Genomic DNA, 14,565 nt, shown 5'->3' with positions numbered 1-14,565 from the left:
GGCTCAGTTGACCTTGGCGTTCAGCTCACCCTTGAGGTAACGCTGGAACATGGCTTCCAGGGAGATCGGCTTGATCTTCGAGGCGTTGCCGGCGGTGCCGAAGGCTTCGTAACGGGCGATGCAGACATCGCGCATGGCGGTCACGGTGGCGCCGAAGAACTTGCGCGGGTCGAACTCGCTGGGGTTGGTGGCCATCAGGCGGCGCATGGCACCAGTGGATGCCAGGCGCAGGTCGGTGTCGATGTTGACCTTGCGTACGCCGTACTTGATGCCTTCGACGATTTCTTCAACCGGCACGCCGTAGGTTTCCTTGATGTCGCCACCGTACTGGTTGATGATCGCCAGCCACTCTTGCGGCACCGAAGAGGAACCGTGCATCACCAGGTGAGTGTTAGGGATGCGCTTGTGGATTTCCTTGATGCGGTCGATGGCCAGTACGTCGCCGGTAGGCGGCTTGGTGAACTTGTAGGCGCCGTGGCTGGTACCGATGGCGATGGCCAGGGCATCCACCTGGGTCTTCTTGACGAAGTCCGCGGCTTCTTCCGGGTCGGTCAGCATCTGGCTGTGGTCCAGCACGCCCTCGGCGCCAATACCGTCTTCTTCACCGGCCATGCCGGTTTCCAACGAACCCAGGCAGCCCAGTTCGCCTTCTACCGACACGCCGCAGGCGTGAGCCATGGCTACGGTTTGCTGGGTAACACGGACGTTGTATTCGTAGTCGGTCGGGGTCTTGCCGTCTTCACCGAGGGAGCCGTCCATCATCACCGAGGAAAAGCCCAGTTGGATGGAGCGCTGGCAGACGTCAGGGCTGGTGCCGTGGTCCTGGTGCATGCACACCGGGATATGCGGAAACTCTTCGATGGCAGCCAGAATCAGGTGACGCAGGAAAGGCGCGCCGGCGTATTTGCGGGCGCCGGCCGAAGCCTGGACGATCACCGGGGAGTCAGTCTTGTCAGCGGCTTCCATGATGGCGCGCATCTGCTCAAGGTTGTTGACGTTGAAGGCTGGAACGCCGTAGCCGAACTCGGCTGCGTGGTCCAGCATCTGGCGCATGCTGATGAGTGCCATTGTGTGTGTCTCTCCCGGTCGAGGGTCGTTAATCGTGCAAGCCTGCCGTAGCGGCGACTGCTATTCAAGTGATTGCAGATCGGGGGTCAACCCGCTCTGTTCCATTCGTTAAAACCAAATTTCTACAGCCACGCAGGAGCCGGCTCGCCGGTGAAAGGGGCCTTGAACCCTGCACAGGTCTGGAGGCCGCCTCCGCTGGCAAGCCTGCCCCTACATGGCCTTGCAGCCGCGGCCGATCAGGTCATTGGTGGCGACCCAGTAGACCAGGCCCTCCTCGCCCTTGACGTGAAACGCCAGCATGTCGTCGCTGTACAGCGAGCCCGAACCGCTGGGCTCAAGCTTCAGGCGGCGTACCTGGTCGTCGCCCCCCAGGCGCACGTCGACGGCCTTGCGGCTGTCGTCGGTGTAGCGCCAGAGCACCTGGGCCTGGCTGTCGCAGGTCCAGGTGGTCCAGTTGTCAGTGGTCGGCGACTTGAGCAGGTTCAGGTTGGCACAACCTGCCAACAAGCCCAGCATCGCCACGGCGATCAAACCTTTCATCAATGTTCCTCGGCGGGCGGCCAACAGGCCCCGGCGCGTTGCGTTAACCCATCTGACCCGTCAAGGGCAACCCTGTTCCCTGGCCTTTGACGGCGTCTCGTACTTCTCCAGGCCCTCAGGGCCCAGGCGCTTGTTGATCACCGGAGCCGTCTCGGCCTGCCAGTCAGCCTGGTAGCAGCCTTTCTGCACCTCGCCGGCATCCTCCGCAGGCGTTGCCTTGGGGGCACTGGAACAGCCCGCCAGCAACGCCACGGCGATCAACAGTGGCAACGTCTTGACCATCAGAACACTCCTTTGCCCGGCCAATCGAGGCCTCAGGCCTTGGCCCGGGCTTCCAGGACTTCAACCGCCGGCAGCACCTTGCCCTCGACGAACTCGAGGAAGGCGCCGCCACCGGTAGAAATGTAGGAGATCTGCTGGGCTACGCCATATTTGTCGATGGCTGCCAGGGTGTCGCCGCCGCCGGCAATGGAGAACGCGGCGCTGTCAGCGATGGCCTGGGCCAGGACCTTGGTGCCATTGCCGAACTGGTCGAATTCGAACACGCCCACCGGGCCGTTCCAGAGGATGGTCCTGGAGGATTTCAGCAGTTCGGCGAACTGCGCGGCAGTCTGCGGGCCGATGTCGAGAATCATGTCGTCATCGGCCACATCGGCGATCAGCTTGACGGTGGCCGCAGCGCTCTCGGCAAATTCCTTGGCCACCACCACGTCCACCGGCAGCGGTACGCTGACCTTGGCGGCGATGGCGCGAGCGGTGTCCAGCAGGTCCGGCTCGTACAGCGACTTGCCCACCGGATGCCCGGCAGCGGCGAGGAAGGTATTGGCGATGCCGCCACCGACGATCAACTGGTCGCAGATCTGGCTCAGGCTGTTGAGCACGTCCAGCTTGGTCGACACCTTGGAGCCGGCAACGATGGCCGCCATCGGCTTGGCCGGGTTGCCCAGGGCCTTGCCCAGCGCGTCCAGCTCAGCGGCCAGCAAAGGACCAGCAGCAGCCACTTTGGCGAACTTGGCCACGCCATGGGTCGAACCCTCGGCGCGGTGCGCGGTGCCGAAGGCGTCCATCACGAACACGTCGCACAGGGCAGCGTATTGCTGGGCCAACTCGTCGGCGTTCTTTTTCTCGCCCTTGTTGAAGCGCACGTTCTCGAACAGCACGATGTCGCCGGCCTTGACCTCGACACCACCCAGGTAATCGGCCACCAGCGGTACTTCGCGACCCAGGGCGCGGCTCAGGTAGTCGGCCACCGGCTTGAGGCTGTTCTCGGCGGAAAACTCGCCTTCGGTCGGGCGGCCCAGGTGCGAGCAGACCATCACTGCCGCGCCTTTTTCCAGGGCCAGCTTGATGGTCGGCAGCGAAGCCAGGATTCGCGCATCGCTGGTGACAACACCGTCCTTGACTGGGACGTTGAGGTCTTCACGGATCAGCACGCGCTTACCTTGCAGATCGAGGTCGGTCATCTTCAACACGGTCATGGGTCGCAATTCCTGGGTTACTGTTCTTCAGAAACAGAGAGTTGAGTGTCAGTGCGTGGAGCGGCTGTGTGCAGGTAGTGCCCAGCTACGTCCAGCATTCGGTTGGCAAAGCCCCATTCGTTGTCGAACCAGGCCAGGATGTTCACCAGCCGGGGGCCGGAAACACGGGTCTGACTGGCATCGACGATCGCCGAATGGGGATCATGATTGAAATCACAGCTGGCATGCGGCAGCTCGGTGTAGGCCAGCAGGCCCTTGAGCGGACCGCTGGTGGCGGCCTCGCGCAGGATCCGGTTGACCTCGGTGGCGTCGGTATCGCTCACGGTCTGCATGGTGATGTCCAGGCAGGACACGTTCACCGTCGGCACCCGCACTGCTTTGGCCTGAATTCGCCCGGCAAGTTCCGGCAACAGGCGCTCGATACCCCGCGCCAGACCGGTGGACACCGGGATCACCGACTGGAAGGCCGAACGGGTACGCCGCAGGTCTTCATGGTGATAGGCGTCGATCACCGGCTGGTCGTTCATCGCCGAGTGAATGGTGGTGATCGATACGTACTCCAGGCCAATGGCCTGATCCAGCAGGCGCAACAGCGGCACGCCGCAGTTGGTGGTGCAGGAGGCGTTGGACACCAGCCGTTCGTCGCCGCTCAGGCAGTCCTGATTCACCCCATAGACGATGGTGGCGTCGACATCCGCCTCGCTGGCCATCGGCTGGGAGAACAGCACCCGCGGCGCGCCGGCGTCGAGGAAACGCTGGCCGTCTTCGCGGGTGTGGTAGGCACCGGAGCATTCCAGCACCAGATCGACGCCCAGGGACGCCCAATCGATGCCTTCGGGGGTGGCACTGCGCAACACTTTCACGCAGTTGCCATTGATATGCAGACAATCGCCATCGACCTTCACCTCACCGGGAAAACGCCCGTGGGTGGAATCGAAGCGTGTCAGGTATTCGACGCTGGCCATGTCGGCCAGATCGTTGATGGCAACGATCTCGAACCCGGCCGCAGCCCCTCGCTCGAACAGAGCACGCAAGACGCAACGACCAATCCGGCCGTAGCCGTTGAGTGCAACTTTGTAGGGACGCGGTTGAGGCATGGGGTTCTCAATGACCGGTGGTGAAACCATCAGCTTCGTGCTGCCTGCGCCATCGTCATCGCGAGCAAGCTCGCCCCCACAAGGACGGTATACATCCCTGCAGGAGCGAGCTTGCTCGCAATTGCGTCAGTACAGACAACCCGGCTTCCGGGTTTAGTCTTCCAGCAACTCTTCGGCCTGGCCCAGGATGTTGTCCAGGGTGAAGCCGAACTCTTCGAACAGTGCCGAAGCCGGAGCCGATTCGCCGTAGGTGGTCATGCCGATCACGCGACCTTCCAGACCCACGTACTTGAACCAGAAGTCGGCATGAGCCGCTTCGATCGCGATACGTGCGCTGACCTGCAGCGGCAGAACCGATTGCTTGTAGCCAGCGTCCTGAGCATCGAACACGCTGGTGCAAGGCATGGAAACCACGCGCACCTTGCGGCCTTGCTCGGTCAGTTTGTCGTAGGCCTGAACGGCCAGGCCGACTTCCGAACCGGTGGAGATAAGGATCAGTTCAGGCTCGCCTGCGCAGTCCTTCAACACATAGCCACCGCGGCTGATGTCGGCGATCTGGCCGGCATCGCGGGTTTGGTGCTGCAGGTTCTGGCGCGAGAAGATCAGCGCCGAAGGGCCGTCTTTACGCTCCAGCGCGTTTTTCCAGGCCACCGCCGATTCAACGGCATCGGCCGGGCGCCAGGTGTCCAGGTTCGGCGTGGTACGCAGGCTGGTCAGTTGCTCGATCGGCTGGTGCGTCGGGCCGTCTTCGCCCAGACCGATGGAGTCGTGGGTGTAGACATGGATCACACGCTTCTTCATCAGCGCCGACATGCGCACTGCGTTGCGGGCGTATTCCATGAACATCAGGAAGGTCGCGCCGTAAGGCACCAGGCCGCCGTGCAGGGCAACGCCGTTCATGATGGCGGTCATGCCGAACTCGCGCACGCCGTAGTACATGTAGTTGCCGCTGGCATCTTCAGCGCTGACACCCTTGCAACCTTTCCACAGGGTCAGGTTGGAACCGGCCAGGTCGGCCGACCCACCGAGCACTTCCGGCAGCAGGGGGCCGAAAGCATTCAGGGTGTTCTGGCTGGCCTTGCGGCTGGCGATGGTTTCGCCCTTGGCGGCCACTTCGGCGATGTAGGCGTCGGCCTTCTCGGCGAAGTCGGCAGGCAGGTCACCGCTAAGGCGACGTACCAGTTCGTTGGCTTCGGTTGGGAATGCAGCGGAATAGGCCGCGAAACGCTGGTCCCACTCGGCTTCGGCAGCGCGACCTTTTTCCTTGGCATCCCACTCGGCATAAATGTCGGCCGGGATTTCGAACGGGCCGTAGTTCCAGTTCAGCGCCTGGCGGGTCAGGGCGATTTCCGCGTCGCCCAGTGGCGCGCCGTGGCAATCTTCCTTGCCCTGCTTGTTCGGCGAACCGAAACCGATGGTGGTCTTGCAGCAGATCAGGGTCGGCAGCGGGCTCTTGCGCGCGGTGTCGATGGCGGTCTTGATCTCTTCCGGATCGTGGCCGTCGACGTTGCGGATCACTTGCCAGTTATAGGCTTCGAAACGCTTGGGCGTGTCGTCGGTGAACCAGCCTTCGACTTCGCCGTCGATGGAGATGCCGTTGTCATCGTAGAAGGCGATCAGCTTGCCCAGGCCCAGGGTGCCGGCCAGGGAAGCGACTTCGTGGGAAATGCCTTCCATCATGCAGCCATCACCCAGGAACACGTAGGTGTGATGGTCGACAATGTTGTGGCCTGGACGGTTGAACTGCGCCGCCAGGACTTTCTCCGCCAGGGCAAAGCCCACAGCGTTGGCCAGGCCCTGGCCCAGCGGGCCGGTGGTGGTTTCCACGCCTGGGGTGTAACCGAACTCCGGGTGGCCCGGGGTGCGGCTGTGCAGTTGGCGGAAGTTCTTCAGGTCATCGATCGACAGGTCATAGCCGGTCAGGTGCAGCAGCGAGTAGATCAACATCGAGCCGTGGCCATTGGACAGCACGAAGCGGTCGCGGTCGGCAAAGGATGGGTTGCTCGGGTTGTGCTTCAGGTAGTCACGCCAAAGTACTTCGGCGATATCCGCCATACCCATAGGGGCACCTGGATGGCCGCTGTTGGCTTTTTGCACGGCATCCATGCTGAGGGCACGAATGGCGTTGGCACGCTCACGACGGCTTGGCATCGCTGATCTCCTGGGGATTGAATAAAACGAAACGGAAAAAAGGCCTGCATTTTCCCTCAGGCGTCAGGCGGGGGCAATGACAGATAGTCACTCAGGCATGTTTTTCCCCTGTTGAAGACACAATCCATTGATGAAACCCCTTCGCCACTCGTTGACTGTAGAAGCAGAGGCTCTGGAAAAGCCCCTACAGGCACCAATATCAAAACTTTTTGATATTGGCCTTGCGAGCATTTGCGGGCATCTCTAGACTGCTGCCCCATGAACCTGCCCGCGCCTGCCATCAGCCATGACGATTGCGACGAACTGGCGGCCCTGTGCAAGGCCGGCGGCGACCCCCTGCGGCTGAATGTATTGCGCGCGCTGAGCAACGATTCGTTTGGTGTGCTGGAGCTGGCGCAGATCTTCGCCATCGGCCAGTCGGGCATGAGCCACCACCTGAAGGTCCTGGCCCAGGCCAGCCTGGTGGCGACCCGCCGTGAAGGCAATGCGATTTTCTATCGCCGCGCCCTGCCCCATACCGGGCTCCTGGGCGGCAAACTGCACGCAGCCTTGCTGGAAGAGGTCGACCAGCTGAACCTGCCGGGCGAGGTACAGGCCCGGATCAGCCTGGTGCACCGGCAGCGGGCTGCAGCCAGCCAGGACTTCTTTTCCCGGGTGGCGGAAAAATTCCGCGCCCAGCAGGACCTGATCGCAGGACTGCCCCAGTATCGCGACAGTGTGCTGGCGCTGCTGGACAAACTGAGTTTCGACCCAGTGGCCACGGCCATTGAAGTCGGCCCCGGCGACGGTGGATTTCTCCCCGAGCTGGCCCGACGCTTTGCCCGGGTTACCGCGCTGGACAACAGCCCGGCGATGCTGGAGCTGGCACGCCAGCTGTGCGAACGCGAAACATTGGCTAACGTCAGCCTGCAATTGGCCGATGCACTGAACGGTGTACAGCTGCAGGCCGATTGCGTGGTGCTGAACATGGTCCTGCACCATTTCGCCGCGCCGGCCGAGGCCCTCAAGCAGATGGCCCAATTGCTGCAACCAGGCGGCAGCCTGTTAGTGACAGACTTGTGCAGCCACAACCAGAGTTGGGCCAAAGAGGCTTGCGGCGATCTCTGGCTAGGGTTCGAACAAGATGATTTGGCCCGTTGGGCCACCGCTGCGGGACTGACTCCCGGGGAAAGCCTGTATGTAGGCTTACGTAATGGTTTCCAGATCCAGGTTCGCCATTTTCAGCGACCGGCTGGCGACACTCACCATCGGTAAATTTTAGGAAACCGTCGAGATGAGCGAATACTCCCTTTTCACCTCCGAGTCCGTGTCTGAAGGGCATCCGGATAAAATCGCTGACCAGATTTCCGATGCGGTGCTGGACGCCATCATTACCCAGGACAAGCACGCCCGCGTAGCGGTCGAGACCCTGGTCAAGACTGGCGTGGCCATTGTTGCCGGCGAAGTCACCACCAGCGCCTGGGTCGACCTGGAACAGATCGTTCGCGATGTGATCTGCGATATCGGCTACACCAGCTCCGACGTCGGCTTCGACGGTGCTACCTGCGGCGTGATGAACATCATTGGCAAGCAGTCCCCCGACATCAACCAGGGCGTCGACCGCGCCAAGCCGGAAGATCAGGGCGCTGGCGACCAGGGCCTGATGTTCGGCTACGCCAGCAACGAAACCGAGGTGCTGATGCCGGCGCCGATCACCTTCTCGCACCAACTGGTCCAGCGCCAGGCCGAAGCCCGCAAATCGGGCCTGCTGCCTTGGCTGCGCCCGGACGCCAAATCCCAGGTCACCTGCCGCTACGAAGGCGGCAAGGTGGTCGGTATCGATGCCGTGGTGCTGTCGACCCAGCACAACCCCGAGGTGTCCTACAACGACCTGCGCGAAGGCGTGATGGAGCTGATCGTCAAGCACGTGCTGCCTGCCAAGTTGCTGAGCAAGGACACCCAGTTCCACATCAACCCGACCGGCCAGTTCATCATCGGTGGCCCGGTGGGTGACTGCGGCCTGACCGGCCGCAAGATCATCGTCGACAGCTACGGCGGCATGGCCCGTCACGGCGGTGGCGCGTTCTCCGGCAAGGATCCATCCAAGGTCGACCGTTCCGCCGCTTACGCCGGCCGCTACGTGGCCAAGAACATCGTTGCCGCCGGCCTGGCCGAGCGCTGCGAGATCCAGGTGTCCTACGCCATCGGCGTGGCCCAACCGACCTCGATCTCGCTGAACACCTTCGGCACCGGCAAGATCAGCGACGACAAGATCATCAAGCTGGTACGCGAAGTGTTCGACCTTCGCCCCTACGCAATCACCACCATGCTCGACCTGCTGCACCCGATGTACCAGGAAACCGCTGCCTACGGTCACTTCGGCCGGGCTCCGCAAACCAAGACCGTGGGTGACGACACCTTCACCACCTTCACTTGGGAAAAGACCGACCGCGCCGACACCCTGCGCGCCGCTGCCGGCCTGTAAGCTTCACCTGGCAATATCCAAAGCCCCGCCCGGCTCGCCCGGCGGGGCTTTTTTGTCGCCTGAGGTTTCTTGCTCATCCCGCAAACCGCTGCTGGTACGGGGCCGAGCGAGCAAGGACACAGGTGTTCTCTGACGGGGAAACACCTCGCAACCACCTTCGTCCCGGCCGTCAGCCAATCCCCTCTAGCCTTTAGCGCATGACCCATAGAGCAAGGATGCTCCCCATGCTACCAAGAGCCGTTGTGCTGCTGAGCCTCACTCCATTCTTCGCCCAGGCCGCCTGCCCCGACTGGCCGGTTCCCCGTGCCACCGATGAAATCACCGCCCTGCTGCAGCAACTGCAGCGCTGGGATAGCAGCTACTACCGTGACGGCCGATCACTGGTGGCGGATGAGCTCTACGATCAGGCCCGCCAGCGCCTGCTCACCTGGCGCCAGTGCTTCCCTCAGGCTCCCCGGGCAATGGACCAGCCCCTGCTCGGCGCCGGGGGCAGCATCCGCCACCCCATCCCCCACACAGGAGTGGAAAAACTCGCCGATGCCAATGCCGTGACGGGGTGGCTCAAGGGCCGCGACGACATCTGGGCGCAACCCAAGGTCGACGGCGTAGCGGTGACCCTGATCTACCACCAGGGGCAGTTCCAGCAAGCACTCAGCCGTGGCGACGGCGTGCATGGCCATGACTGGACCCGTGCAGCCTGGCAAATCGAGGCCATACCCAAACGACTGCCACGGCCCGTCGACCTGTTGCTGCAAGGAGAGCTCTATCTGCGCCTGGAGCAGCATGTCCAGGCTCGCTCCGGCAGCCTCAAGGCGCGCAACCGGGTGGCAGGCTGGATGGCGCGCAAACAGCTGACGGCGGCGGAGGCGGCGCAGATCGGGCTGTTTGTCTGGGACTGGCCCCAGGGCCCGGCTACGTTGAGCGAACGCCTGGAGCAACTGGCAGACCTGGGCTTTGTCGAACCCCGCGAGTACAGCCGGCCCGTAGGCGGCTTCGCCGATGCACAACAGTGGCGGGCCCGCTGGTATCGCTCGCCACTGCCCTTTGCCAGTGACGGCATCATCCTGCGGCAAAGCCGGCGTCCCGCCGCCGAACGCTGGCAGGCCAAGGCCCCATACTGGATTGCCGCCTGGAAGTACCCCTACGCCCAGGTGCTGGCCAGCGTTCGTCAAGTCGATTTTCGTATCGGCCGCACGGGGCGCATCACGCCCCTGCTGGAGATCGAGCCGGTGACCCTGGACGACCGGCAGATCCGCCGTGTCAGCCTCGGCTCACTGCAACGCTGGCGATCCCTGGATATCGTTCCCGGCGATCAGGTAGCCATCAGTCTCGCCGGGTTGAGCATCCCGCGCCTGGATGAAGTGGTACTCAGAAGCACCCTGCGCCAGAGCATCCAGCCCCCGCGAGAAGCCGACTTTCACTTCCTGAGTTGCTGGCAGCCATCACCCGGCTGCGAGGAACAATTTCTGGCCCGACTGACCTGGCTCAGCAGCAAACAAAGCCTGAACCTGCAGAATATCGGCAGCCGGACCTGGGCCCGGCTGGTTGAAACAGGCCGTATCAAAGGCCTGCTGGATTGGCTGACCCTGGATCAGGCAGAGCTTGCTAACATTGCCGGCTTTGGTGATCGCAGCAGCAAGCGTTTGCTCGAGAGTCTGCACAGCGCCAGGCAACAGCCCTTCCCTCGCTGGCTCAAAGCCCTCGGCATCCCGCCCAGTGGCTCGGCCGACCTGAGCGGGCCATGGCAGGCCCTGGCCATGAAAAGCAGCCTGGACTGGCAGAATGAAGCCGGTATCGGAGCGGAGCGGGCCGCACAACTGGTGGCGTTTTTTCGCGCTCCAGAGGTCCTGGCCTTGCAAGGCGCCCTGAACAGCGCCGGTATCGAAGGTTTTTAGCCCGATGGCACGTGGAACCACCCAAGCCGGAATACGCTCCAACAGCCCATTCCCGGTACAACAGTCAGTATTTTTATTGGTTATTTCTTGATCTTTTTCACCTGGAGCCTTCAATGAAACTTTTTCCATCGCTCGCCACCCTGACCCTCTGCAGCCTGATGAGCGCGCCACTGCTGGCCGCCGAGCAGGCCCCCGAGTTGACCGGCTGCGCCGCCAAGCGCCAGGCCATCATGAACCAGATCGAACAGGCCAAGGCCCACGGCAACAGCAATCAGCAGGCCGGCCTGGAGCGCGCCCTGAGCGAAGTGACCGCCCACTGCACCGACGCCTCGCTGAAGAAAGAGCGGGAAAACAAAGTGCTTGAGGCCAAGCATGAGGTCAGCCGGCGCCAGGCCGACCTGGAAAAAGCCATGAAGAAAGGTGACTCGGAGAAGATCAACAAGCGCAAGGACAAGCTTGCCGAGTCCCGCAAGGAACTGCAGCAAGCCCTGGACGAACTGGACAAATAAGCAACCTGATGCCTCGGCCCTGCTCAGCAGAGCCGCCAATCAGTGATTGCGGAACTCTTTGTGGCAGGCGCTGCAAGCATCCTCGACCTTCTGCACCGCCGGCCCCAGATTGCTGGCCTTGTAGGGCTGGACCTGGCTGATCGTCACCAGCTCACCGGTGGCGGCTTCGAGGGTGCGGGCCAACTCCTGGAAACGCGCCTGCTTGCGCCAGACGTCATCGGTGGCGCTGCTGTGATCCTCTTCCTTGACCTCGGGGAAGTGCTTCCACGGCTCATGGGACAGGCTGTCGAGTTTCACCGCGCCTTCGGCAAAGCGCGCGCCGTCGAAAGGAATCCGCCCACGCAGCATGCCCCCCAGGTCCTCGCCGGTCTTGAGCATCTGCTTGAAGATCGCCTTGCGCTGGCCCAGGGGAGAATTGGGATCGACACCGCCACAGGCGGAAAGCGTCAGGCAGGCCAGCAATACAACAGTAAGTCTTTTTAGCGTCATGGTGGCTTCAGGTCTGGTCACGGAAACGGCGGCCAGTATCCTCGCCTCCCCGGCAAAGACCAATAGCCCTATTAATAATATGGGTTGTCCCCCATCACCAATGCGGCGGGCAGCCTCTTAAGGAAATACAGCATGAACCCGAGCCCGCTCCGCTGGCCTCGCCATCTGCTCTGGGCCCTGCCGGCCCTGGCGCTGCTCGCTGGCTGCAACGGCGGCGACAATACCAAGCCAGCCCCCACCCACGCCCTGGCCACCTACAACAGCGCCACCTGGGACGCCCTGCCCAGCGTCGCCGACAACGACCTGCTGGCCGGTTTCGGCTCCTGGCGCAGCGCCTGCACCCGCCTCAAGGCCGACCCGGTGTGGGGCGCCACCTGCGCCGCAGCCGCGACGGTGCCGCAAACCCCCGAGGCCATCCGCGGCTTTCTCAAGGAGCACCTGCAGGTCTACGGCCTGCGCTCGGGCAGCGGCAGCAGTACCGGCCTGATCACCGGCTACTACGAACCGGTCTATCCCGGCAGCCTGACCCAGACCCAGGTGGCCAATGTGCCGGTATACGGCGTGCCGGAGGACATGATCATCGTCGCCCTGGACAGCCTCTACCCGGAGCTCAAGGGCAAGCGCCTGCGTGGCCGGCTCGAAGGCCGGGTACTCAAGCCCTATGACGATGCGGCGACCATCGAAAGCAAGGGAACCAAGGCCCCGGTGATTGCCTGGCTGACCGACCCCATGGACCTGCAATTCCTGCAGATCCAGGGTTCCGGGCGAATCCAGCTGGATGACGGGCGCCAATTGCGGATCGGCTATGCCGACCAAAACGGCCACCCCTACCGTCCCATCGGCCGCTGGCTGGTGGATCAGGGCGAGCTGAAGAAAGAGGACGTGACCATGGGCACCATTGCCGCCTGGGCCAAGGCCCACCCGGCACGGATTCCCGAGCTGCTGGGCAGCAACCCCAGCTACGTGTTCTTCAACCGCAACCCGGATAGCAATGAAGGCCCGCGGGGCTCGTTGAACGTACCGCTGACGTCAGGCTATAGCGTGGCCGTGGACCGCAAGGTGATCCCCTTGGGCAGCCTGCTGTGGTTGTCCACCACCCGCCCGGATGGCAGCAGCCTGGTACGGCCGGTAGCCGCCCAGGACACGGGCGGCGCAATCACCGGTGAGGTGCGCGCCGATCTGTTCTGGGGCACGGGCGATGCCGCGGGGCAGCTGGCCGGAGACATGAAGCAGCAGGGCCAGATCTGGATGCTCTGGCCCAAGGGCGTAGCGCTGCCCAAGGTGCCGGAAGTGCCCGACGCCCCTTGAGCCCCTGCAGGAGCCGGCTTGCCGGCTCCTGCAAAAGGGTGTCTCAGACTGAAACGAAGAAGAAACTGGCGATCAGGCCCATGCCCACGAACCACACCAGGGACCGCAGGATCGCCCAGTCCGCCAGGTAGCAGATCATGTACAGCAGGCGGCTGGTGATAAACAGCACCGCCAGCACGTTGATCGTCACCAGCTCGGCGTTACCTGCCACATGGGCGATGATCACCGCCGCAGCGAATGCCGGGGTCACCTCGAAACCGTTGAGCTGCGCGTTGTGGGCACGCTTGGGCAAACCCTCCAGAGTACTCAGGAACGCCCGTGGGTCATGGTTGTAGCGAAGCCCGTATTTGCCGGCGCCCTTGGCGATGGCAGTACAGAGATAGGGCAGGATGATTGCAATCAACACACACCAGAAAGCGACAGTCATGGAGCAAATCCTTTTTTAGAGTTTTTAGGGAGCCTTCAGAACTTCATCACCAACATGCCAATCAGCACCAGTCCACAGGCTAAGAGCCGTGGCCGGCCGAAAGGTTCTTTCAGGTAGCGCATGCCGAACAGCACCACCAGGATCACACTGATTTCACGCAACGCAGCCGCTTCGGCGATCGATCCCAGTTGCATGGCCCAAAGCACCAGAGCGTAGCTGAACAACACGCAAAACCCGACGCTCAGCCCCAGGCGCCACTGCTCGCGCCAGAACAGGGCAAAGGCCGGGCGCTTCCAGACCACCGCCACCAGCGGAAAGGGCCAGGCGCTGAGCAGCGTGACCCAGGTCAGATAATCCAGCGGGTGCGACCAGCGGCGCAGCGCCTGGCCGTCAATATAGGTGTAGCAACCGATGCACAGGCCGATCAGCGCCACCACCGGCAGCATCGACCAGGGCAACCGCGCCCCGCCGCCGCCCTGCCAGAGCAGGCAGAGCATGCCGAAGGGAATCAGCAGAATGCCCAGGACCTGCTGAGTGCTCAGCGCCTCGCCGGCGAAGACCAGGGTCAACGCCAGCACCACCAATGGCGAAAGTCCGCGCATCAACGGGTACACCAGCCCGAGATCCCCCACGCGATAGGCCTGGATCAGCAGATATCGATACAAGAGCTCGAATGCCGCCGAGGCGATGATCCAGGGCCAGATCTCCAGTGGTGGGGATTCGAGAAAAAACAGCATGATGGCCACGAACAGCAGGGCCACGGTGTCCATGCAGGCCACCACCAGCAGGCGCTCGCCACTGAACTTGATCAGGGTGTTCCAGGCTGCGTGCAACAACGCTGCCACCAGAACCAGACTTGTCGCCAGCACCTTGCACTCCCTGGTTGCCTGAAAAAGCCGGATACCGCACATCCGGGCAGAAGCCGGGAATCCTCGCATGCCTGCGGCCCTGCTTGCACGGGCTACCGGCGCATTTGGCAGTGCCAGCAGCCAATTCGGCAACATGGGCATGTTCGAGGTACTTTTCCCCAAGTACCTGCAACGTCGGGTCGAGGCTGTGGTCAATGGCTGCGGTCAGGCGACGATGGCGAAAACTGTGTCCCTCGCCGACGCCGGTACATCAAACCCCTAGCCTGAAAG

The 14,565-nt window shown here is 62.8% G+C and carries 15 protein-coding genes; 6 read left to right on the top strand and 9 right to left on the bottom strand.

Annotated features, from left to right (window positions below; genetic code table 11):
• Window positions 1-3 precede the first annotated feature (3 nt).
• The 6 genes from fba to tkt form a co-directional block, all read right to left on the bottom strand.
• On the bottom strand, window positions 4-1,068 hold the full coding sequence (fba, locus tag BM382_RS19120) for a class II fructose-bisphosphate aldolase (RefSeq protein ID WP_003229012.1): 1,065 nt from the start codon (window positions 1,066-1,068) through the stop codon (window positions 4-6).
• A gap of 210 nt (window positions 1,069-1,278) precedes the next feature.
• Window positions 1,279-1,608, bottom strand: coding sequence for an MliC family protein (locus tag BM382_RS19115; protein WP_011063956.1), 330 nt, complete (start codon window positions 1,606-1,608; stop codon window positions 1,279-1,281).
• A 60-nt stretch (window positions 1,609-1,668) separates the two neighbouring features.
• Entirely contained in the window at window positions 1,669-1,890 is a 222-nt protein-coding gene (locus BM382_RS19110; RefSeq protein WP_011063957.1) for a hypothetical protein, read from the bottom strand.
• A gap of 32 nt (window positions 1,891-1,922) precedes the next feature.
• Window positions 1,923-3,086, bottom strand: coding sequence for a phosphoglycerate kinase (locus tag BM382_RS19105; protein ID WP_011063958.1), 1,164 nt, complete (start codon window positions 3,084-3,086; stop codon window positions 1,923-1,925).
• A gap of 17 nt (window positions 3,087-3,103) precedes the next feature.
• Window positions 3,104-4,183, bottom strand: a complete 1,080-nt coding sequence (epd, locus tag BM382_RS19100; RefSeq protein ID WP_011063959.1) for an erythrose-4-phosphate dehydrogenase — start codon at window positions 4,181-4,183, stop codon at window positions 3,104-3,106.
• Window positions 4,184-4,336: 153 nt separating this feature from the next.
• Window positions 4,337-6,334, bottom strand: coding sequence for a transketolase (tkt, locus tag BM382_RS19095; protein ID WP_011063960.1), 1,998 nt, complete (start codon window positions 6,332-6,334; stop codon window positions 4,337-4,339).
• A gap of 258 nt (window positions 6,335-6,592) precedes the next feature.
• On the opposite strand from tkt, the gene BM382_RS19090 reads away from it, so the two are divergent.
• The 4 genes from BM382_RS19090 to BM382_RS19075 all read left to right on the top strand — a co-directional run bounded on the left by BM382_RS19090 (window position 6,593) and on the right by BM382_RS19075 (window position 11,202).
• Window positions 6,593-7,588: an ArsR/SmtB family transcription factor gene (locus BM382_RS19090; RefSeq protein ID WP_011063961.1), complete on the top strand. Its 996-nt coding sequence runs from the start codon at window positions 6,593-6,595 to the stop codon at window positions 7,586-7,588.
• A gap of 19 nt (window positions 7,589-7,607) precedes the next feature.
• Complete coding sequence (gene metK, locus BM382_RS19085) at window positions 7,608-8,798, top strand: methionine adenosyltransferase (protein WP_072443609.1); 1,191 nt, start codon at window positions 7,608-7,610, stop codon at window positions 8,796-8,798.
• A 224-nt stretch (window positions 8,799-9,022) separates the two neighbouring features.
• Complete coding sequence (gene ligB / locus BM382_RS19080; RefSeq protein ID WP_072443607.1) at window positions 9,023-10,693, top strand: NAD-dependent DNA ligase LigB; 1,671 nt, start codon at window positions 9,023-9,025, stop codon at window positions 10,691-10,693.
• 113 nt (window positions 10,694-10,806) lie between these two features.
• Window positions 10,807-11,202: a DUF1090 domain-containing protein gene (locus BM382_RS19075; protein WP_011063964.1), complete on the top strand. Its 396-nt coding sequence runs from the start codon at window positions 10,807-10,809 to the stop codon at window positions 11,200-11,202.
• A gap of 39 nt (window positions 11,203-11,241) precedes the next feature.
• On the opposite strand, the gene BM382_RS19070 is transcribed toward BM382_RS19075, so the two are convergent.
• Entirely contained in the window at window positions 11,242-11,691 is a 450-nt protein-coding gene (locus BM382_RS19070) for a c-type cytochrome (protein WP_053160293.1), read from the bottom strand.
• A 132-nt stretch (window positions 11,692-11,823) separates the two neighbouring features.
• Between BM382_RS19070 and BM382_RS19065 the strand changes: the two genes are divergently transcribed.
• Window positions 11,824-12,999, top strand: a complete 1,176-nt coding sequence (locus BM382_RS19065) for a murein transglycosylase A (protein WP_072443605.1) — start codon at window positions 11,824-11,826, stop codon at window positions 12,997-12,999.
• 43 nt (window positions 13,000-13,042) lie between these two features.
• On the opposite strand, the gene BM382_RS19060 is transcribed toward BM382_RS19065, so the two are convergent.
• Together BM382_RS19060 and BM382_RS19055 are read right to left on the bottom strand one after the other, a co-directional pair.
• Complete coding sequence (locus BM382_RS19060) at window positions 13,043-13,426, bottom strand: MAPEG family protein (protein WP_011063967.1); 384 nt, start codon at window positions 13,424-13,426, stop codon at window positions 13,043-13,045.
• Window positions 13,427-13,461: 35 nt separating this feature from the next.
• Complete coding sequence (locus BM382_RS19055) at window positions 13,462-14,295, bottom strand: EamA family transporter (RefSeq protein ID WP_011063968.1); 834 nt, start codon at window positions 14,293-14,295, stop codon at window positions 13,462-13,464.
• 67 nt (window positions 14,296-14,362) lie between these two features.
• On the opposite strand from BM382_RS19055, the gene BM382_RS19050 reads away from it, so the two are divergent.
• Window positions 14,363-14,557: a hypothetical protein gene (locus tag BM382_RS19050; RefSeq protein WP_072443603.1), complete on the top strand. Its 195-nt coding sequence runs from the start codon at window positions 14,363-14,365 to the stop codon at window positions 14,555-14,557.
• The last annotated feature ends 8 nt before the right edge of the window (window positions 14,558-14,565 follow it).

Origin of the sequence: Pseudomonas sp. NFPP25 (genome assembly GCF_900116505.1) — a bacterium.
Taxonomy (GTDB): domain Bacteria; phylum Pseudomonadota; class Gammaproteobacteria; order Pseudomonadales; family Pseudomonadaceae; genus Aquipseudomonas; species Aquipseudomonas protegens.
The sequence above is the reverse complement of the archived record's forward strand: the minus strand, read 5'-3'. Positions and strand labels throughout refer to the sequence as shown.